Genomic DNA, 20,564 nt, shown 5'->3' with positions numbered 1-20,564 from the left:
GAAGCAGCCAAAAGACTGCTCCCTTCCAATTTTTCCTTATTTCATTGCATCCGTCAACACAGGTACGATCTGCTTCTTACGCGATACCACGCCTTTTAATAGAGCCGTGTTGTTTTGAAGCGTGACGTTGAACGCCTTCTCCACTTCAGCCGCTTTGCTTCCAAGGGCAAGAGCCGTCGAGTCGTTTTCCAGGATGTCTGTCACGACCAGAAGGAATAAATCCAGACCTTTTTCCTTGATCATCGTTTCCATTGCCGCCTCTACTTCAGGCTGACGTCCGAATACGTCATTCGTATCAACAACGTTGATTTGAGCCACTTCCACTTTCGCGTTACCCATGGAGAATTCTTTCGCATCAAGGGTCACAAGTTCAGCGACTGATTTCGTGCTCATGTTGGCCCCTGCCTTCAGCATTTCCAAGCCGTACACTTTCGGGTCGACCCCGGCAATGTCAGCCAGTTCATTTGCTGCCGCTACATCTTCATCCGTGCAGGTTGGAGATTTAAATAATAGGGAGTCAGAAACGATCGCTGAAAGCATCAACCCAGCCATTTCCTTCGTGACCTCCACTCCTTTTTCCTTGTAGATCTTGTTTAAGATCGTTGCCGTACAACCAACCGGCTCAGCACGGTAGTACAGGGGATCTGCCGTTTCAAAGTTCGCGATGCGGTGGTGATCGATGACTTCAAGAACGCGTACTTCCTCGATGTCCTGGGCGCTTTGTTGGCGCTCATTATGGTCAACCAGGATGACCGTATCCGTCTCAGTCGCAACCTTCTCTACCAAACGTGGGGCATCGACTTTAAAGTAATCAAGGGCATACTGTGTTTCTCCATTCACTTCACCTAGACGAACCGGCTCCACGTCCATCCCGATTTTTGATTTCAAGTCAGCATAAACCAGTGCCGATGTGATCGTATCTGTGTCCGGGTTTTTGTGTCCGAAAATAAGTGTTTTACTCATTGATCATTCTCCTAACTCTATGTAATGTGATTCGTTTGTTATCTCTCTTTACATTTTCTTATATTACCATATTTAAAAGCAAAACCGTATGTCCGGATAAGATTTTTTCCAGTGATTGTGAAGGTAACATTCCCAGATTTTGTGTTAGAATTAATTGAAGGAGGTGAAAAATACAATGGATCAGATTTTACAAGCCATTAAAGAGTTAAAGGAACAAATGACCCGATTTGAATCCAATGTGAATACCCGCTTTGAGCGATTGGAAACACGCATGGACGGGTTGGAAAATCGTATGGACAAGTTTGATAACCGCATGGACAAGCTCGAATCCAGAATGACCGTACTCGAAGAAAACCAGCAGGACACTCAGGATAGCATGACGATTTTTGTAAAGGAAAACTGGGAACATAAAAGAGAACTTCATAAAGTGAAGCGGCGGGTGGGGATGGAGCCGTAGCCTTATTACCCTTATATGAGACTATAATTTACATCCCAATGTTTACTCCCCTTATACTACAACGATGATAACCCAAGGAGGAAACCTATGCTAAATCGTGAAGATCTCCTGCAAAGCCTCATCACTAGGCTGAAAACCTCGGAAGAATACAGAGCATTGCCACCTCAAGATCAGAAAAGATTTGAAACTACGATTATCGAACAATTCCAAGAACCAATATTGACTCAAATTTTGCCAAATGGAACTAATCCAAAGGTAGAAAGAGAAGTAACACAACCTGTGGAGAAAAAAACCTTTCAGTTGAAAATTTCTTTAAAAGGGGCAAAACCACCCATTTGGAGACGGGTACTCATTCCTAACACTGTTTCCCTCCATCAATTTCATCATGTAATCCAAGCAGCAATGGGTTGGTCTAATTCACATTTATACTCTTTTGATACTCGACATGGTGACTTTGAATATCCTGGCGAAGAGTATGAATTTGATGCAAGTCGGACTTATAACTCCAGTAAAGCGATCCTTGGAAATGTGTTGGATGAAAAGAATGATAAGATATCTTACACCTATGATTTTGGTGACAATTGGCAGCACCAGATCCTCCTCGAGAAAATATCAGAGGATCAAAAATTAAACTTTCCGGTGTGCCTTAAAGGAAAACGAAATTGTCCTTTAGAAGATATCGGGGGCATACATCATTACAAACATGCTCTAGAGGCATTATCAAATCTGATGAAAAAGATGAGGAAGTCATGTTCTTCAGAGAAAGGTTTGCGGATCACAATCCCGAAGAATTTGACTTGGAAGGAACCAACGAAAGTTTAAAAGAAATACAATTCTAATACATAACGGCAGACATTTACCGACTTAAGGGTAAACCGATGAACAAAGAGATCAATATTCCCAATTAAATGAGGTGGATGGACATGGATTTCGGTTTAAAAGATAAAGCAGTCATCGTGACCGCATCAAGTAAAGGCTTAGGAAAAGCCACGGCCCTGGAACTGGCGAAAGAAGGAGCCCGCGTGCTTATTTCCAGTAGAAGTGAAGAAGAGCTTCAAAAGACCGCAAATGAAATCATTGATTTAACAGGGAATCAGCATATTCATTACACGACATGTGATATGACGAATCCGGACGATATCCGGTCCCTCGTAGAAACAGCGGTATCGAAACTGGGTGGAGTGGATATTCTCGTCAATAATACTGGCGGTCCACCGGCAGGAGGATTTCAAAACTTCGAGGATGACGATTGGCAGTATGCCTTTGAATTGAATCTCCTCAGCTATATTCGAACGATCAGAGAGGTCCTTCCTCACATGAAAAGGAATAATGGTGGGCGGATCGTGAATATCGCCTCCTCTTCCACGAAGCAAGCGATCGACGGTCTGATTCTTTCCAACACGTTCAGGACCGGAATGGTCGGGTTATCAAAAAGCTTATCAAGGGAACTCGCCCAGGATCATATTCTCATCAACACGGTCGGTCCCGGAAGAATTGCAACGGACCGGGTGGCGGAGCTGGATCAACTAAACGCCGAGAAGCGAAATATGACTGTTGACGAGCTCAGAAGTAAGAGTGAAAAAGCGATTCCCCTGGGACGATACGGGGAGCCGGATGAGTTTGCCAGGGTGATTGCTTTCTTAGTCTCTGACGCGAACACCTATTTAACCGGACAGTCATTGGTCGTTGATGGTGGAATGGTCACTGCATTATAGTAAGAAAGAGGCTGGGACAAAAACACTTTTGTCCCAGCCTCTTCTTCATTTATACCATTAGTTTTCCACTAGTCTCCCCAGATCCAACACGGATGATCATTTCGATCGTCTCGTCCGACATTTCCAGGTGTGCTATATCCGTCCCTGCAATCAGCTCTTGAGTATTGTGGTCCTCAAACGTCAATGCCCCTGCCAGGTACACCTTGAACACTTCAATCAAGCTGTTTAACTTCATCTCTTCTTCATCCAATTCATATTGATCCGCGTTTTCCACTACCGATAAGTTTTCGAATTGAAGTGCTTCTTTTAGCTTCTTGAGCAGTTCAATATTTTCCGGTGGATTTGGATTGGTAATATGATAGATTGTGTCCTGTCGGGCTTTGAGAGGAGCAAGACTTAGGATATCTGCAACGTAATCGACAGGAACCAGATTCGATGTTCCATTCTTAGCAGCAACCAGTCTGTAGGTACGCTCTCCATTCCGTCTCTCTGTCTTACGCTTAAATACTGCGAGAGCACGCATGAATCCATACAATGTAAACTGTGAATCCGCCTCACCCGTCTTGGAGTCGCCAACAATGATGGCCGGTCTGAAGATGGATACGTCCATTTTGTCACGGTACGAATACACAAGATGTTCCGATTTCACTTTACTTTCCTCATATGGATTATGGAACTCTCCATCCGTTGGGTAAAGCTCCTCTATACCTTTTGTCAGCTTTCCTACTGTGTAAGCCGTACTCACATAGTAAAATGCCTTCACTCCCAGGGATTCAGCCAGTTCAAGAACATTCTTTGTGCCATCGTAGTTGGCCGCAAACAGTTCATCTCGCAGATCCAGGTCGAATTTCACAAGGGCTGCAAGATGATAGACAGCATCTATTTTACCTGTCAACCACTCCAGGTCTTCCCCACTCAAACCGGCATGTGGGAGAGTGATGTCTCCTTGAAAAATATGAATTCTCCCTTGGTCGGCGGTTTGCAAAGAATCTCGCAACCTCTCAGCTTTTTCTACATTTCTCACTAAAATATAGAGTTCATTCTGTTTATCTTGTAAAAGGTTCTTGATCAGTTTCCCACCAAGAAATCCTGTCGATCCTGTTAAAAATACGTTCACATTGATCACCCCTGTTGATTTTCAACCTCGTTGGTCATTCCGTTTATCATATCACAATTGAAAGCGTAATCGCAGTGGGATGAAAGATGGTACATGATGACAAAAAAAGAGAGGGGCATCTTCCCCTCTCTTTCTCTTTATTTCCAACTATCATAAAACTTCTTGGCCACTTGAACGGTATGGGTGCTCCCACCCTCATCCTGTACATCTTCAAGGAGCATGGCAAGGACCATAGACGGGTCATTCTGGTCATAGGAAACGAATACTCCATTTTCCTTGCCTTTCGTTCCCTGCTCCGCTTTGATCTCTGCCGTTCCGGTCTTACCGGCGATCGCTTTACCTTCTACACTCGCTTTTCCGGCGATGCCTTCTGTAACCACTTTTCGAAAATTCGTTTTCATCATGTCTGCCTGTTCTTTTGAAAGCAGGTCTTTCTTCCACACTTTTTGTTCTTCATCCTTCAGGAGTTTTGGTTCCATCATGGTGCCATCGTTGATGATCCCGCCGTATGCACTTGCGATGTGAACGATACTCATCAGCACTTCCCCTTGACCGAAAGCAGAATCGGCCAGCTGGACTTCTTTGGAGATTTTCCCGTCGTTTGAAACCTGTGATTTATAGATCGGGTAAGACATAGGAATCTCTTCGCCAAAGCCGAAATCCTTCAAGCCTGCAATAAACGTCTCGGCACCCATGTCTAGTCCGACCCGTGCGAAATAGATGTTATCCGAGAATTTAAGGGCGCTTTCCAGATCCACTTTGCTCTCATTGTCAAAGACACGGACTACTTTATAATTCCCCCATGACTCATCCTTTTGCCACTTCTTCCCCGGGATATCATAGATTTTTTTGGGGTCCAGCTTACCGGATTTCAGGCCGACGGAAGCCGTGATCCCTTTCATCGTCGATCCTGGTGAATAAGCAAGCGGGAATCGGTTCCGGAGCGGCTTTTTCGGATCATCCGCAAGTTTCTTATATTTATCTGAAGACATCCCCAATACAAACTCATTCGGATCATAAGCAGGGGTGCTCACAAGGGCGAGCGCTTCTCCCGTCTGGGGATTGATGGCGGCTGCCGTACCCGCCTCATCCTTCATCTGTGCGTATATTTTCTTTTGCATCTCGGCATCAATGGTGAGTGTAATATTCTTTCCGTCCTCAACGGGTTGCTCGGCCACGGTTACTGGGTCTTCTGAATCTTGTTTCTTCAGATAGATACGCTGTCCGTCTTTACCCCGCAGCTGATCTTCATAGACTTCTTCTGCTCCGCTTAAACCCATCAAAGACTGAGCGGTATAGCCTTTATCTTTCAGCTTCTCCAGTTTCTCGGCCGTAAGCTTTCCGATATAACCGGTGAGATGGGCAGTGGCTTCTCCGTACGGATATTCCCTGGCAGGCACCCGCTTGGAGTAAAGCCCGTCCAGTTCAATTACTTCCAATGCGAGAGGACGCTCTTTTAAGGCAATTTTTTTAATGGGAACAAAATACTCAGGCTTCACCCAGCTTGCGTCCAATTTACTCTTTATTTGTTCTGGTGATAAATCCAGTAAGGATGACAGCTTGCTCAAGTCATTATCATTGAACTCTTTCGGGACAATCCCGAGCTCAAAGGCTTCCCCGTTGACAGCAAGGGGCTGCTGATTCCGGTCGAGGATCTCCCCGCGTTTGGCAGAAATGCTTTCCACTCCGACCTTGTCTCCCTTTTCCATTTCCGGCAAGATGAACGAAGGGTCCCAATCCACGAACCAGTTTTCATCGTCGTCCTTCTTTTCTTTTGTCAGAGTGACATCTTTTTTATACGAAACTTCACCAGCAAGGGTGTTATATGAAATGGTCATGGGAAACTCCGCTTTCGATTTTTTGTCCCATTCCACTTCTTTGTCCGGCTTTTTAAAAGATACTTTGACATCCTTCACTTCCAGGTCTTGATAAATATCTTTATATCTTGTGACGAAATCTTCTTTTTCGAATGTTTCTTTTGTAGAGGAGTTCGCATAGTCTGAGAACATTTTTTCGAACTTCCCTTTATTCCAGAGATCCACGTATTCCTGCAGGCGATCATCCGGCTGGGCCTTTTCCTGACATCCTGCGAACAGTAGACTGAGAGCGACGAAGGTACAAAGCAGCATGATTTTTTTGATCATATGTAGTGACAACCCCTTATATATTCTTATACTCATTGTTTCAAATCGTATCCAGATTTACAAATTTAATGTATTGATAATTTTTGTTTTTGTGTGGTATGTCCTTAGGGAACACGCGTGCAAAATTTGTCGGATTTTAGCGAATGGCAGATATATTGGATTTTCAGCAGATAAACTTGGGATATGGCATGTAAATCCGAGGAACGGCACGTAAATCGTGAAAACGGCACATATCCCACCAGCTCGTCCAAAACCACACTCTCCAATACCAATTTTCACCACGATTTCCTCACAATCCCCAGTGTTTCTCACTCTCATATGATGCAATTTCGTAAAAATTTGTTATAATAGTACATCGTAAGAGTAATAAGGAACTGAATCCTAAGATTATATCTTGCAAATATATATCGATAGGTGGAAATAAACATGAAAGATTATCGAGTACTACTGTATTACAACTATGTAGACATTGAGAACCCGGAGGAAGTCACTGCTCAGCACAAACAACTATGTGCGGACATCGGCCTTATGGGACGTATCCTGATTTCGTCTGAAGGAATCAACGGGACATGTTCCGGTACGATCGAACAGACTGATGCTTATATGGAAGCGATGAGACAGGATCCACATTTCAAGGATACTGTATTCAAGATCGACGAAGCAGACGAGCATGCGTTCAAGAAATTGAAAGTGAAGCACCGTCCAGAGCTTGTGACACTTCGTCTTGAAGATGATGTGAATCCGAATGAGGTTACCGGTGAATACCTTGAACCAAAGGATTTCTTTGAACAAATCCAGCAGGAAGATACGATTCTTCTTGATGCACGTAACGACTATGAATATGAACTTGGACACTTCAGAGGAGCCGTGAAGCCGGATATCAAAAACTTCCGCGATCTTCCGAACTGGGTCCGCGATAATAAAGATAAACTTGAAGGCAAGAAGATCATCACCTATTGTACAGGTGGGATCCGCTGCGAAAAATTCTCAGGCTGGTTAGTGAAAGAGGGCTTTGAGAATGTGGCCCAGCTGCACGGCGGAATCGCTACCTATGGAAAGGACCCTGAAGTAAAAGGTCAACTATGGGACGGTCAGCTTTATGTGTTCGACGAGCGCATCGGTGTTCCTGTCAATCAGACCGAGCACGTTGTTGTAGGGAAAGATTTCTACACAGGCGAGCCTTGTGAGCGCTACGTCAACTGTGCACACCCGCCTTGTAACCGAAAGATCCTTTGCTCTGAAGAAAATGAGCATAAATATATGAGAAGCTGCTCACATGAGTGCCGCACGAGCCCTGAAAACCGCTATGTTATGGAACATGGTTTGACGGAGGAAGAAGTGGCAGAGCGTTTGGCAGTGATTGAGCGGGAGAAGGAAACGGCTACAATCTAAATAGTGAAAAAGCACTGGCTGAGGACTCAGCCAGTGCTTTTTTGTCTTTTTACCGAATTACGGTCTACCGCATAATCCGAATAATGTACATAACCAGTTTTTCAATTTCTTGATAAAGTCGAAGAAATCATCTTGCCAGTCACCATCACCAGGTTCATCTTGTTGTTCCTCTTGAATGATTCTGCCTTCAACTTTTGGAGAGACATTTTTATGTTTAGCTAAATAGTCAGTGAATACTTCATAATCCACTTTGAATAACTCTGTCATCCGACCTTCGTCTTTAGCCGTTTTAAACATGCTGTAACCGTCTCCGCCATCTGCTGTAAAGGCATTGGTGGCAACTGTGTACATCTTTTCAGGGTCAATTTCTTTGAACCCTTTATCCGTTTTCACTTCAACAGACCATACACGCTCTCCAACCGGTTTGTTGATGTCGTACTTAAAGTTGATTCCAGATACTTGAAGGAAACGTCCTTCTCCGGTTTCAACGCCACTTACGCTGTGCTCGAGAGCATCCAGAAGTTCTTGTCCAGTTAAGTCCAGTGTCACGAGATTATTACCGAACGGCATCGTCGTTAACACTTCACCTAACGTAATTTTCCCTTTATCGATGGAAGCACGGATACCGCCGCCGTTTTGAAGTCCGATATGGGTCTTAACTGATTCATTCGCCTTTTCTACCATAGCGTCTGCAATCAGATTCCCTAAATTGGTTTCTTTCGTACGGACGTCTGCACGTTCACCGTTTAGAGCTACCTTCGTTTTACCTACGACTTCGTTTTTAATTTCTTCCAAAGGTGCCTTGAATTCATTTACTTTCGCAAGCGCTTCAGCGTCTTCATCATATTGCTCAAGATCAAGTACCTTACCGTCATGGCTGGTTACAACACCTTCAGCATCAAAAGTGACGTCCAACAAACCAAGAAGGTTTAAATACTCACCGGCTTGAACGATGATAGTAGGTTCTTCTTTATCAATGACTACAGGCTCATCCAATACAGTATGGGAGTGGCCTCCGACAATGACGTCAATTCCATCAACTGCTTCAGCAAGTTCCAGGTCATGTGAGTAACCAAGATGAGAAAGAACGATGATCTTGTTTACACCTTCCCCTTTAAGCATGTCGATTGTAGCAGCTGATTTTTCTGCAGCATCTTCAAATTCGATATTTTCTCCAGGACTTGAAAGAAACTCAGTTTCAGGAGTTGTCAGTCCGAAGATCCCTACTTTTTCTCCGTCCACTTCTTTAATGATGGCAGGGTAGATGTTCCCTCCTTCACCCGGAGTCCCGACCTCATTTTTCTTCAACGGCTCCAGGTCAGAGTCTCCTGTCATCTGAATATTTGAAGAAACCATCGGGAAGTTCATTTCTTTAATGAAATTTGCCAATGTCTTAGAGTCTTTATCAAATTCATGGTTTCCTAGAGTCATAGCATCATAACCCAACTGATTCATGAACCATAAATCTGCCAGACCTGAGTATTGACGGAAGTAAAGTGTTCCAGAGAACACATCCCCTGCGTCCAATAGAAGAGAATTTTCTTTCTCTGCACGAACTTCCTTAACTGCTGTGAATAAGCGCGGATATCCCTCCACGTGGGCATGGGTATCGTTCGTGTGCATGATGGATAAATTGAAATCTGTATTTTCTTCAGGAGCTGCTTCTTGGACGATGCGCCCTTCCACTTCTGGCGAAACAGGATTATTCTTTTCAAGATATGAAGTGAATACTTCAAAGTCGGCTACAAACAATTCCGTTTGACGGCCTTCTTCTTTTGCTTCTTTGAACATCGTATATCCGTCTCCGCCATTTGCAGTAAATGCGTTGGTGGCAACAGAGTACGTTTTTTTAGGGTCAATTTTTTCATATCCATTGCTTGTTTTCACTTCCAGGTACCATACCCGTTCCCCGGCAGGCTTGTTAACGTCATACTTGTATTTGATTCCTGATACTTGTAGGAATTCACCTGGTGCATCCTGGCCTTCCACTCTTGATACACTGTGTTCAAGGGCGTCTTTAATTTCTTGACCAGTCAAATCAAGGGTCACAAGTTGATTTCCGAAAGGCATTGTCGTTAATACTTCTCCAAGCGTGATGTCCCCTGCATCGATCGAGGCACGGATTCCGCCGCCATTTTGAAGTCCAATATACGTTTCTACTGACTCATTGGCTCTTGCAACCATTCCATCAGCAATTAAATTACCCAGGTTGGTTTCTTTTCTGCGGACATCGGCACGTTCTCCATTCAGAGCTACTTCTGAGCGTCCGACTACTTCACTCTTTAATTCTTCCAGAGGAGCTTTGAATTCCTCCACTTTTGCAAGAGCATCCGCATCTGCTTCATAATTTCCAAGGTCAAGCACTTCACCTGATTGATTCGTGACAACACCGTCATCATTGAATGTGACATCCAATAAACCAAGCAGGTTCAAGTATTCCCCAGCCTGTACGATTACAGTCGGCTCTTCTTTATCGATGACAACCGGCTCTTCCAATACGGTATGGGAATGTCCTCCGACAATTACGTCGATACCATTGACCGCTTCAGCCAGTTCCAAATCTTGAGCATAGCCCAGATGAGACAGGGCAATGATCTTATTGACTCCTTCATTTTTCAGCATTTCAATTGTTGAGGTTGCTTTTTCAGCAGGATTTTCAAAAGAAATATGCTCTCCTGGATTTGAGATGAATGCTGTATCAGGAGTGGTCAATCCAAAAATCCCTACTTTTTCACCGTCTACTTCTTTGATCATGGCAGGGTAGATGTTTCCACCTTCACCCGGAGTACCGATTTCATCCTTCACAAGTGGCTCTAAATCTGTATCGCCAGCAACCGATACATTGGAAGATACCATTGGGAAGTTCATTTCTTTAATGAAGTCTGCAAGCGTCTTGGAGTCTTTGTCAAATTCGTGATTACCAAATGTCATGGCATCATAGCCAAGCTCGTTCATGAACCACAGATCTGCAAGACCCTTATATTGACGGAAGTAAAGTGTTCCGGAGAAGACATCACCCGCGTCTAATAATAGAGCGTTTTCCTTTTCAGAACGGACTTCGTTCACCGCTGTAAAGAGTTTAGGATAACCCTCCACGTGTGCGTGCGTATCGTTCGTATGCATAATGGAAAGGTTAAACCCGTCTTGACTGTCAGCTGATAAGTCAAATTGCCCGATATAGGCATCATGATCGCTTGCCCGTCCATGTTCTTCCATATATGGTGAGTTGATATTGACGATATCATATTCTGCACCTGCAGCAAGGCGATTGGAAACCAGCATATGATCCAATACCTGTGCATTTCCTTGGTACGTATACGTGTATCGCTCGCTTGCAGGAAGGGTTTCAACAAGGTTTGTCAATTCTTCTCCTTTAAGCTTTTGTAAAGGAGCGGAGAATTCAAAGTCGTTTAAGTCTCCCATTACGACCACGTTAGCGTCTTCATTCTTTTTCTCAATATCAGATACGAATGAATTCACAATTTCAGCGATTTGTAGACGTTGCTCTTCACTTTTCAGTACAGGTGGCTGATTTTTACCGAAAATGGGTTGATCTCCACCTTTAGAGTTGAAGTGATTGTTCACGACGATAACGTCTTCGCCTTTAAAGTTGAACTGTGCAGCCAACGGCTTGCGGCTGTCATCGAATGCTGGATTCGTCGGATCGATTCTTCCCGGATTCAATGTCAAGGAGCCGTTTTCATATGCAACAGCTGTTGTAGCATCCCCTTTTGTGCCTTCAGCCAATGACACACGATCTGGATTATAGAGGAATCCTACCCGGATATTCCCTCCAGGCACTCCGCCATCTTCTTTATCCTGCGGAGCGATTTCTGTCCATGAATAGGTAGGTCCGCCGAAACCAGCAATGGCGTCACTCAGTGCTTTATAATTAGCATCCGCCTTCACTACCCCATCATCCGTGGTTCCACTTTCATCCAATACTTCCACTAGACCGATAATGTCAGGAGATTTCAGATTTTCAACCATTGATTTTGCAAGCTTATCCCGCTTCGCTGTATCGGATGCTGCAAAGTTTTCAATGTTGTAGCCTGCAACCGTTAATTTATCATCTGCTTTTTCGATTGTTGTCACTTCCGGAGTGTAGTCACGCTCTGTTAATTCCGGCAGACTCTCTTCTTTTACGAGTAGTTTAAAGTTACTGAAGCTGTAACTGACAACCCCTGTTACTGATCCATTAAACTGGTCACCTGTTTTCGTAACAAAATCTCGGTTATCCAATAGTAGGAACATTCTTTCAGGATTTTGGTTTTCTTTTGTTAATAATGGTGCTCCTTCTTTCGTATATGCCTTTCCTTCCACTTGTTCAGTAATGACTGGGACTTCCCCATATTTCTGTGGGCCTGTCACAGTTGGATGATCAAGTGAAACACGCATTCCTTCAAGGCTTTCGTAAAAATCGATTCCGTCCTGTTCAGGATCAAATTCCCCGAATTGATCGTTATCGACCACGTTTGTAGGAGGATTTACACCTTCTCCCATCACAAGCGCTGCCGGGAGGTCATTGTTACCTGAAGCAACGATCACATTCCCATACTGTGCGTTTAATTCGGTCATCGCAAGGTCTGTTTGTAATTTTTCGTCATATCCATCCAGTACCCATTCTTTCACCTGACCATCAACAGCCACTTTATCACCAAGCTTCACTCCATGAGCCGGCTTATAGACAAGTATTGCTTCTGATGTTTTATCATTATCATCTGCTTGGGCATCTTGCATGTAGAAATTGCTGGCATCCACGACGTGAGTGACGATCCCCTCTACGCCTTTTACCTTTTCTGAATTATATGGTGATGTATGTGCTTCCCCTTGGATATCGTGGATCCTCAAACCTTCAATGCCATCATATGGTGCAGGCTCATCAGGTTCTTCCCCTTCAAAAGTCATGGTAGTAGGAGATTTCATTCCCGGAACGCTAAAGTAATCTTCCAGACTTCCAGTAATAATGACTTTTTTTCCTATGATCTCCGGGTTTGTTAGCAGACCGAATTCCGCTCTGAAAGCAGATGGAAGTTGGACCGGAAGAATCTTAGAAGGATCCGTCTCATCCGGACTATCTGCAATGGCATAATTTGTATCTCCTGCGAAAGGAGCTTCAAAATCATAACTGTTAGTAGCTTTTGTGTGAGCTACAATATACCCCGTAACGGTACCTGTACCACTATTGTTCGCGATCGCTTCCTGGACAGTTAAATAGTCTGCTGCAGAAGCCGTTGAACTCATCGGAACAATATAACTTACAAGCATGGCTAAAATTGTTGTTAATATGAACAACTGTTTCTTCATTACCTTCAAACTGGTTCCTCCTCAAATTGTTGTTCCACCTGCGAAATAAGCCTATGTATCTATTCATTCGCCTATTTCAAAAACCTGTCCTAGTCCCTTTGTCTATGGCACCAATACCTTCTAAGGTTTTGTAAGCGCTTACTTTATTGGATAGTTGTTTCCCCTGGAAAGTTCGATTCATGCCAAAAATACGTAGATTTACGAAACATAATCATTAAAATCTACCTATTTCCAAACACCCCCGCTTTTTTATTACACTTAGTTCATATTCTGTTGAAAAATGTAAACCAAGCACTCTATAAATATATCATTTTTTTGTCGAGGATTATTGAATTATATAAAAATTTACAAAAATGGGACAATAGATTCATATTTTCTTAAAGAAACATGTCGAAAAGGAGGGATACCCGTCCCTACAGGATATCTTTAATGATGTGTAGAATTTGACTGCCATTTGGATTTTGACCTGTCCATATAATGAAGACTTTTACCTATAAAAATAAATAATAGTATTCCCACACTGTCATAACACACGTCTAATAAACAACCTGTCCTGGAAAAAAATAATTGTGCGATTTCAGTAAAAGATGCGTACGCAACAGAAAATAAAAATACTGTATTCAGCCTTTTAAATATCCAATGAAAAAAAGCAGCCAGCCAAAAGAAACAAAAAGCATGACCCGCTTTTTGTCGTAAATATCCCGGGCTGCTAAATGGATAGTCTGTAAGGTTGAAAAACGGTTTAAAGTCAGGTTGACCTGTCCATTGAAATCTCAAATCATAGTAGTTGAGTAAGTTGTGGATATTTTCGGTACAGGTTAAACAAAATAGTATTCCCATGTATGTGACTATTGCCGCCGTTTTCATCAGTGATCCTCTCCTTCGTTACCATTATTGCCATTAGGGGACTCGTATAAAAGTCAACGGTAACGTTCCCTCTGGGTCAGCCTCTTCATGTATTCGTTGCATTCGAATCGAAGCTGCTTGTATGTAGAGGTCCGTCCCTCTTCCCTTTTCCCCTCCCACCCATTACACTGAAGGAAATACGATGATAAAGGATGGTTGGATGAACCGTTTTGTTGAGAGGGTCGAGCCTTATTTTTTGAGTGAGGACCCGTTTGTGCAGAGGTATGCGATTGAGATGTTGGAAGGTTCCTATTTGGTTGATGGTGATACATTTTTAACCGGGTTAAAAGCCAATGACCGGGGACAGGTTTCGGAATACTCTTCGCCTATTCTTCCTTACTTAATGTACATGCCGTTGAATGAGGAAGGGATGAAGAAGGTAGTCAATCGGTTGAATAGACTGAGTAAAAAGGATGCCGACGTACTCTTCTACATTCAATTAATTGCGAATGCCGATACAGATTTACTGATTTCATACAGAGATGAAGTAAAGCCTTTTATAGATGAAGGACAACTGAAGAAAATCGCGAAGCTTCCTGATTTAAAAGATGAGGAATTATTCATGGAGCTTGCTGACATCATGTTTTACTTGAATAGTAATGAGTATGACCAGGTGTATTTTGACCAAGGGAAAAGGATCGTTCACGAGCTGGTTAAGAAAGGCGAAATAAAAGGCTGGGAAGTACAGATTGAGGAAGATGAGCTGGACGGCTTCAATCTAGTATACACGGTATATATGGCTGGGGAAATCCGCGAAGAGAGCGTAATCCCGCAGTTGGTGAACCTTTTCAAAAATGAGGAAGCAGAAGATCTGCTGTTGGAGGAAGTGGCCAATGCCCTGGTGAAGATAGGGACAGATCAGGTGGTGCGTGAGGTTGAAAAAGTAGCTCTATATGGTAACACCTATTTCTATACCCTGGATGTATTAGGCAGAATAAAGAGCGTAGAGGCGGAACAAGCACTGTTACGATTATTTGATCAAACAGATGACCTTACCGCTAAAACACTGATCGCTGATTATTTATGTCAGCAGTTATCAGCTGAGGCGATTCCCAAAATCGAAGCACTCATCGAAGGAGGCTATGATGAAAACATGCTTTGTCTCGAAGAATCCCTATACGTGAACTGCGTCATGAATGGGATCGATCACCCGAAGCTTTCACAGTGGAAGAGTTTCATCGAAGAAGTGGAAAAGCATTCATTGGATGAGCAACCACTCCTCGTAACTCAACCCGTCCAAATAGGAGACAAAGTCGGACGCAACGACCCCTGCCCGTGCGGAAGCGGAAAGAAATATAAGAAGTGCTGCCTATAATAGTTGAGGGACGGACCTCCGCATTTTCATGCGGAAGCCCGTCCCTATCACGTTCTGCTATTTGATTACGGTGAAAATGGAGGTCCGTCCCTCTACTCCGTCCCTCTACTCCATCCACTCCGGTTTGCCGAAGCCTTTGAATTCTTTGTCGATGGTTTTTTCGAATTGGTTTGCTTCGACGACTGCTTTGATGTCTTTGGCGAGTTGTGAGTCAACGTCTTTTGTGTTCATGACTACTCGGTTTCGGTATTGGTCAGGCATGTCCTCCAGTTGCAGGGCATCGAGAAGGTCCATGTCCGCTGCCAGTGCATAGTTCCCAGGTACTGCTGATAGATCGACACTGTCGACAGCCCTTGGAAGCTGTGCCGCTTCGATCGGTTTGAACTGCAGGTTTTTCACGTTTTCATCAATGTCTTTTTCGGATACGGTCAATGGATCTGTGTCCGGCTTCAACGTGATCAGCTTGGCATCTTCCAGGATTTGAAAGGCACGTGCGGCGTTCGTCGGATCATTCGGGATCGCGATGGCACTGCCTTCTTTGATGTCCTTGATGGAATTGAACTTCTGTGAGTAGATCCCCATCGGCGCCGTCGGTACGACAATCACTTCAGATAAATCCATATTATGTTGCTTCGCGAAGGTTTCCATGTAGATTTTGTGCTGGAACAGGTTTGCATCCAGGTCCCCTTCTGAGAGTGCGTTGTTCGGCTGTATGTAATCACTGAATTCCTTCACTTCAACCTTATAGCCTTTTTCTTCAAGACCAGGCTTGATTGCTTTGGTCACCATATCACTGTATGGACCTGATGTGGCTCCGATGGTTACTTCTTTTTTGTCTTCCGAGCTTGCCTCTTCTCCGCCGCAGGCAGCCAGTAAGCTCACTGTTAATCCTAATGCTGCTACTAGAATCCACTTTTTCACTTGTTGTTCCCCCTATTTATCGTTTATCCACCAGTCTTGCAAACACATCACCCGTATATTGGATGAGCTGAACCAAACAAATCAGAATGACGACGGTGGTGATCATCACCGTGTTATCGTACCTGTAATATCCGAAGCGAATCGCCAGGTCACCGACTCCTCCTCCGCCTACAATGCCGGCCATGGCAGAATAGGCGACTAAACTGATCGTTGTAATCGTAATCGCCTGAATGACGGCAGGCCGCGCTTCCGGTAACAGCACGTCCTTGATGATCATCCATGGACTCGCCCCAACGGAAACCGAGGCTTCGATGACGCCTTTATCAATCTCCCTGAGGGACGTTTCTACCATTCTCGCAAAAAACGGAATGCCCGCTACCGAGAGTGATACGGATGCCGCTGTCGGTCCGATCGTTGTCCCGGTCAATAGTTTGGTTAAGGGTAAGAGTGCGACTAATAGAATAATGAATGGAACAGAACGGACCATGTTCACCACGAATCCGACGACTTTTTTAATGAAACTATTTTGCAGGAACAGTCCCTTGTCTGTGACGAATAGAAGAATCCCCAACGGCAGTCCCACTATGATCGCTACAGCCAGTGAAATCCCCACCATATACACCGTTTCAAAAAAGGCTTTATTCAATTCTGGCAATATAGAAGTCAATGAATCAGGCAGCATCCTCCAGCACCTCCAGGCTTTGCGTCTTCGCCGTGATATAACGGATCGCCGCTTCGATTTCATCAGCTGATCCTATCAGCTCCATAATGAAGATCCCGAGTGGGACATCCTGAATATATTCGATCTTGCCATGGAGGATATTCCCCCGCACCTTGTAGCGCTGAAACACCTCTGATACGACGCTTTCCTCGGCGATGGATCCTTTGAATTGAATCTTGATGAGCTTCCCTTTTCTCGATTCTACCAGGTGCTGCGGCAGTTCGAATTGGAGAATCGTTTCGATGAACTGCTTCGTCAAAGCCTGTTTTGGTTCGGCAAACAGATCATACACGGGACCTTCCTCCACGATCTTCCCTTCCTGCATCACGGCCATCCTGTCGCAGATTTCCTTCACCACTTCCATTTCGTGGGTGATGAGCACGATCGTCAAGCCCAGTTCCTTGTTGATTTTTTTCAAAAGTTTCAAGATCGATTTCGTTGTATTCGGATCGAGGGCCGACGTCGCTTCATCACACAGTAATACCGATGGGTTGTTGGCAAGCGCCCTTGCGATCCCGACTCTCTGCTTTTGTCCCCCGCTGAGCTGGGCCGGGTAGGCGTCGGCTTTGTCTGAGAGGCCGACCATCTCCAGGAGCTCGACGACCCTTGGTTTGATGTTCGCTTTCGGTACATGTGCCGCTTTCAGAGCAAAGGCGAGATTATCAAACACCGTCTTCGATTTGATCAGGTGAAAGTGCTGGAAGATCATGCTCGTTTTTTGCCGGGCAAGTCTTAACTCCTTGGATGTGAGCTTCGTAAAATCCTGTCCATCGATGATGATTTCCCCTGATGTCGGGGTTTCTAATAGATTCAGGCAGCGAATGAGTGAGCTCTTCCCCGCTCCGCTGTATCCAACGATCCCGAAGATCTCCCCTTTTTTGATGGTGACAGAGACGTTGTCGACACCGACCACCGTTTGCTTTTTCGTTTTGTACGTTTTTACTAGATTCCGAATCTCGATCAATGTGCACACCCCTTTTTCTCCAATAAAAAATGCCTCTTTCAACTGAAAGAAGCATCGCCTGTTTATCTCGACTTATCTCTCAGAATGAAATCATCCTGCAGGAATTAGCACCGTTCCAATACTGGAGGTTGCCGGACGTCATAGGGCCTGATCCCTCGGTCACTCTGGATAATTGAATGTATGTAATTTTCAAAAATTTATCTTATAGAGGATAATACTGGGTATGGGACGGGAAGTCAATAGTGGATTTCGGGAGTATTTTTATGTAAGCGTTATCTTTACTGCCGCAGCAACGAAAGATTTTTAACATACAAAAAAACGACCTCTCCCATGCAGGAAAGGTCAAGTTCTTCCACTCAGTCAACGACTTTTCACCGAATCCCTCTCTATCAGCTCCGTTGTGAGTTTGTAATACGAATCGACCTCTTCCTTCAAGAGCATCTGAAAGATCAGGTGAACGGCAAGCGCACCCGCTTCATATTTCGGCTGCCGCATGGTTGTCAGTGGCGGGGACACGTATTCTGACAGTTGGATGTCGTCAAAGCCAATGATGGAAATATCCCCTGGAACAGAAATGTTTTTTTCGTTCAGTGCCTGCAAGCCGCCGATGGCCATCTCATCGTTTGCATAGAAAATGGCCTGTGGGACATCCCGTTGCGCGATCAGCATTTTGGTCGCCTGGTAGCCCCCTTCTCGGGTGAAGCCCCCGGATACTTTCCATTTCGACTTATAGTCGATCCCGTGTTTGTCCAAAGCTTCACGGTAACCCTGGAAACGAAGCTCGTTATCATGGGAGTTGTAAGGTCCGCTGATAAACGCGATGTCACGGCTCCCACTCTCAATCAAGTGTTCCGTTGCCACGAACGCTCCGTGAACATTATCGACTTCGATCTGGGTGACGTAATCGCTTTTGAGGCTCCGGTCCAGGACCACGATCGGAAAGCCTTCCCTTGCCGATTCCAGGATGGTCCCGTCATCGATATTATGAGCAAGGATGATGACGCCATCGACCCTTTTTTCTTTTAAAAATTTCACGGCGGTGGACTGTGCTCCCCCGATGGAACTGCAGGCGATCAAATCATATCCGTTCGTGGAGGTCACATCCTGTACGCCCTTGATGAGTTCAGAATAGTAAGGTCCTGATAGATCGCTCAGGATCAAGGCGATGGTATTCGTGCTTGTCCGCTTCAAATCGGAAGCAAGCCCGTTTTTTTGGTAATTCAATTGTTTGGCTGCCGCTAACACTTTCTGTCGTGTTTCTTCACTGACTTTCTTACTGTTGTTCAAGGCATAAGAAGCGGTCGAAACAGCGACTCCGGAAAGCTTAGCCACATCTTTGATGGTTGCCATAAGTTCACATCCTATTGCTTCTATAAATGAAGGCATCCTTTTTGACTGATTTCTTCTGTTCATTATACATGAAAGCGCTTCAAGTATTGGGTTATTTTCCTAACAAATAGACAATCGCTTCATAGGGACGCAGGAAGTTGATGTCTGTCGGTCGATCACTGTTCTTCATCCCGATTTCTTCCCCTTGATAAATAAAGGGTGTGCCCTGCATCATGTGGAGGACCGTTGCAAGCATCTTGGCGGATTCGATCCGGTATTCCTGGTCGTTCCCCCCACCTGGATACGATACGGGACTGATCGTGATTATTCCAGTATAAACTGTACCATCCCTTCTGAAACAGGGATGTCTGCCACTCACTCAATACTCTTATTCATAAACCTTTTTCATTCAAAGAAATGTACCAGGTACATTCATATAGCACTGTACCTGGTACACTTCTACCATTCATTACTTGATGCCTGACATCGTAAACCCTTCGACGATGTATTTCTGGAAGAAGGAGAAGATGATGATGATCGGCACAACCATGAAGGCTGCACCCGCCATTTGCAGGCCGAAATTGTTGGCATATTGACCCTGCAGCAGGGAAAGCCCGACCGATAATGTGTAAAGACTTTCATCGTTGGCGATGATCAACGGCCATAAGAAACTGTTCCACGCACCGATAAACGTGAGGATCCCCTGCACGGCGAAGATCGGCTTGGCAATCGGTACGATCAAGCGGAAGAAAATATAGAATTCCCCTGCTCCGTCGAGTCTGGCTGCTTCGATCAGGTCAGTCGGGATCGTCGTCATGAACTGCCTGAATAAGAAAATACTGAAGGCCGCGGCCAGTCCCGGCAGCACAATCCCCGTCATCGTATTCGTCAGTCCCATTTCATTCAGGATCAAATAGACAGGGATCATCGTCACCTGTGCAGGAATCATCATCGTGGCTAGCACGATATAGAAGATTTTCTCCCTGCCTTTAAATTGATATTTCGCAAACCCATACCCGGCCATGGCATTAAAAAATAGGCCGACAAAGGAAAATAACACAATGACAAGCGTGTTCCGTAAATACACTCCGAAATTCATGCTTTCAAATAAATTCACGTAGTTTTCAAGCGTCGGATTTTCCGGTATCAAGCTTGGCGGTATTTGAAGCACTTCACTTTCAGGCTTGAACGAGCTTGAGATCATCCAAATGAATGGCACGGAAACAATGATTCCGCCGAGTGTCAGCAAGAGGATGATCACCAGCTTTTCTGCTTTACTTTTCGTCGTTTTGGTTTTCATATATTCAGCCCCG

The 20,564-nt window shown here is 44.5% G+C and carries 15 protein-coding genes, 1 pseudogene and 1 riboswitch; of the genes and pseudogenes, 5 read left to right on the top strand and 11 right to left on the bottom strand.

From position 1 onward, the window contains the following. Positions 1-36: 36 nt before the first annotated feature. The gene (locus V8G47_RS09005) at positions 37-963 is read right to left on the bottom strand and encodes a manganese-dependent inorganic pyrophosphatase (protein WP_336199811.1); all 927 of its coding nucleotides are present in this window, start codon (positions 961-963) and stop codon (positions 37-39) included. Between the two features lie 175 nt (positions 964-1,138). Here V8G47_RS09005 and V8G47_RS09000 point away from each other — a divergent pair, with 175 nt between their 5' ends. The 3 genes from V8G47_RS09000 (at position 1,139) to V8G47_RS08990 (ending at position 3,135) form a co-directional block, all read left to right on the top strand. After that, a complete protein-coding gene (locus tag V8G47_RS09000) occupies positions 1,139-1,420 on the top strand; it encodes a hypothetical protein (protein ID WP_336199810.1) in 282 nt (93 codons plus the stop codon). Between the two features lie 87 nt (positions 1,421-1,507). Next, positions 1,508-2,242, top strand: coding sequence for a plasmid pRiA4b ORF-3 family protein (locus V8G47_RS08995; protein WP_336199809.1), 735 nt, complete (start codon positions 1,508-1,510; stop codon positions 2,240-2,242). A gap of 101 nt (positions 2,243-2,343) precedes the next feature. Further along, positions 2,344-3,135 (top strand): SDR family oxidoreductase, encoded by a 792-nt coding sequence (locus tag V8G47_RS08990; RefSeq protein ID WP_336199808.1) that lies wholly within the window; start codon positions 2,344-2,346, stop codon positions 3,133-3,135. Positions 3,136-3,184: 49 nt separating this feature from the next. Here V8G47_RS08990 and V8G47_RS08985 read toward each other — a convergent pair whose 3' ends face one another. Beyond that, a complete protein-coding gene (locus V8G47_RS08985; protein WP_336199807.1) occupies positions 3,185-4,252 on the bottom strand; it encodes an SDR family oxidoreductase in 1,068 nt (355 codons plus the stop codon). 137 nt (positions 4,253-4,389) lie between these two features. After that, positions 4,390-6,396: a penicillin-binding transpeptidase domain-containing protein gene (locus V8G47_RS08980; protein ID WP_336199806.1), complete on the bottom strand. Its 2,007-nt coding sequence runs from the start codon at positions 6,394-6,396 to the stop codon at positions 4,390-4,392. Positions 6,397-6,822: 426 nt separating this feature from the next. On the opposite strand from V8G47_RS08980, the gene trhO reads away from it, so the two are divergent. After that, entirely contained in the window at positions 6,823-7,788 is a 966-nt protein-coding gene (trhO, locus tag V8G47_RS08975) for an oxygen-dependent tRNA uridine(34) hydroxylase TrhO (RefSeq protein ID WP_336199805.1), read from the top strand. 57 nt (positions 7,789-7,845) lie between these two features. Here the strand turns inward: trhO and V8G47_RS08970 are convergent, their stop codons facing one another. Together V8G47_RS08970 and V8G47_RS08965 are read right to left on the bottom strand one after the other, a co-directional pair. Next, positions 7,846-13,095, bottom strand: coding sequence for a 5'-nucleotidase C-terminal domain-containing protein (locus V8G47_RS08970; protein WP_336199909.1), 5,250 nt, complete (start codon positions 13,093-13,095; stop codon positions 7,846-7,848). 426 nt (positions 13,096-13,521) lie between these two features. Beyond that, entirely contained in the window at positions 13,522-13,962 is a 441-nt protein-coding gene (locus V8G47_RS08965) for a VanZ family protein (protein WP_336199804.1), read from the bottom strand. A 199-nt stretch (positions 13,963-14,161) separates the two neighbouring features. On the opposite strand from V8G47_RS08965, the gene V8G47_RS08960 reads away from it, so the two are divergent. Further along, positions 14,162-15,316: an SEC-C metal-binding domain-containing protein gene (locus V8G47_RS08960; RefSeq protein ID WP_336199803.1), complete on the top strand. Its 1,155-nt coding sequence runs from the start codon at positions 14,162-14,164 to the stop codon at positions 15,314-15,316. Between the two features lie 105 nt (positions 15,317-15,421). On the opposite strand, the gene V8G47_RS08955 is transcribed toward V8G47_RS08960, so the two are convergent. From V8G47_RS08955 to V8G47_RS08930, 6 genes and pseudogenes are all read right to left on the bottom strand, one after another. Further along, positions 15,422-16,237 (bottom strand): MetQ/NlpA family ABC transporter substrate-binding protein, encoded by an 816-nt coding sequence (locus V8G47_RS08955; protein ID WP_336199802.1) that lies wholly within the window; start codon positions 16,235-16,237, stop codon positions 15,422-15,424. A 16-nt stretch (positions 16,238-16,253) separates the two neighbouring features. Beyond that, positions 16,254-16,919 (bottom strand): methionine ABC transporter permease, encoded by a 666-nt coding sequence (locus V8G47_RS08950; RefSeq protein ID WP_079533249.1) that lies wholly within the window; start codon positions 16,917-16,919, stop codon positions 16,254-16,256. Further along, positions 16,909-17,922, bottom strand: coding sequence for a methionine ABC transporter ATP-binding protein (locus V8G47_RS08945; RefSeq protein ID WP_336199801.1), 1,014 nt, complete (start codon positions 17,920-17,922; stop codon positions 16,909-16,911). The genes V8G47_RS08950 and V8G47_RS08945 overlap by 11 nt, the downstream gene beginning before the upstream one ends. Positions 17,923-17,991: 69 nt before the next feature. Further along, positions 17,992-18,097, bottom strand: a riboswitch (SAM riboswitch). A gap of 185 nt (positions 18,098-18,282) precedes the next feature. Next, on the bottom strand, positions 18,283-19,272 hold the full coding sequence (locus V8G47_RS08940; protein WP_336199800.1) for a LacI family DNA-binding transcriptional regulator: 990 nt from the start codon (positions 19,270-19,272) through the stop codon (positions 18,283-18,285). A 160-nt stretch (positions 19,273-19,432) separates the two neighbouring features. Then, positions 19,433-19,634: pseudogene (locus tag V8G47_RS08935) on the bottom strand (alpha-amylase family glycosyl hydrolase); the annotation flags it as partial. Between the two features lie 86 nt (positions 19,635-19,720). Then, positions 19,721-20,551, bottom strand: a complete 831-nt coding sequence (locus tag V8G47_RS08930) for a carbohydrate ABC transporter permease (RefSeq protein WP_336199799.1) — start codon at positions 20,549-20,551, stop codon at positions 19,721-19,723. Positions 20,552-20,564 lie beyond the last annotated feature (13 nt).

It is taken from the genome of Rossellomorea sp. LJF3, assembly GCF_037046045.1.
In the GTDB taxonomy this organism is placed as follows: Bacteria; Bacillota; Bacilli; order Bacillales; family Bacillaceae_B; genus Rossellomorea.
This window is presented reverse-complemented; position numbering and strand designations above follow the sequence as displayed.

Excerpts from the sequence above, each read along its gene's own strand:
- trhO (WP_336199805.1), top strand. The coding sequence starts at position 6,823 with ATGAAAGATTATCGAGTACTACTGTATTACAACTATGTAGACATTGAG.
- V8G47_RS08950 (WP_079533249.1), bottom strand. The coding sequence starts at position 16,919 with ATGCTGCCTGATTCATTGACTTCTATATTGCCAGAATTGAATAAAGCC.
- V8G47_RS08970 (WP_336199909.1), bottom strand. The coding sequence starts at position 13,095 with ATGAAGAAACAGTTGTTCATATTAACAACAATTTTAGCCATGCTTGTA.
- V8G47_RS08960 (WP_336199803.1), top strand. The coding sequence starts at position 14,162 with ATGAACCGTTTTGTTGAGAGGGTCGAGCCTTATTTTTTGAGTGAGGAC.
- V8G47_RS09000 (WP_336199810.1), top strand. The coding sequence starts at position 1,139 with ATGGATCAGATTTTACAAGCCATTAAAGAGTTAAAGGAACAAATGACC.
- V8G47_RS09005 (WP_336199811.1), bottom strand. The coding sequence starts at position 963 with ATGAGTAAAACACTTATTTTCGGACACAAAAACCCGGACACAGATACG.
- V8G47_RS08930 (WP_336199799.1), bottom strand. The coding sequence starts at position 20,551 with ATGAAAACCAAAACGACGAAAAGTAAAGCAGAAAAGCTGGTGATCATC.
- V8G47_RS08980 (WP_336199806.1), bottom strand. The coding sequence starts at position 6,396 with ATGATCAAAAAAATCATGCTGCTTTGTACCTTCGTCGCTCTCAGTCTA.
- V8G47_RS08965 (WP_336199804.1), bottom strand. The coding sequence starts at position 13,962 with ATGAAAACGGCGGCAATAGTCACATACATGGGAATACTATTTTGTTTA.
- V8G47_RS08995 (WP_336199809.1), top strand. The coding sequence starts at position 1,508 with ATGCTAAATCGTGAAGATCTCCTGCAAAGCCTCATCACTAGGCTGAAA.
- V8G47_RS08940 (WP_336199800.1), bottom strand. The coding sequence starts at position 19,272 with ATGGCAACCATCAAAGATGTGGCTAAGCTTTCCGGAGTCGCTGTTTCG.
- V8G47_RS08990 (WP_336199808.1), top strand. The coding sequence starts at position 2,344 with ATGGATTTCGGTTTAAAAGATAAAGCAGTCATCGTGACCGCATCAAGT.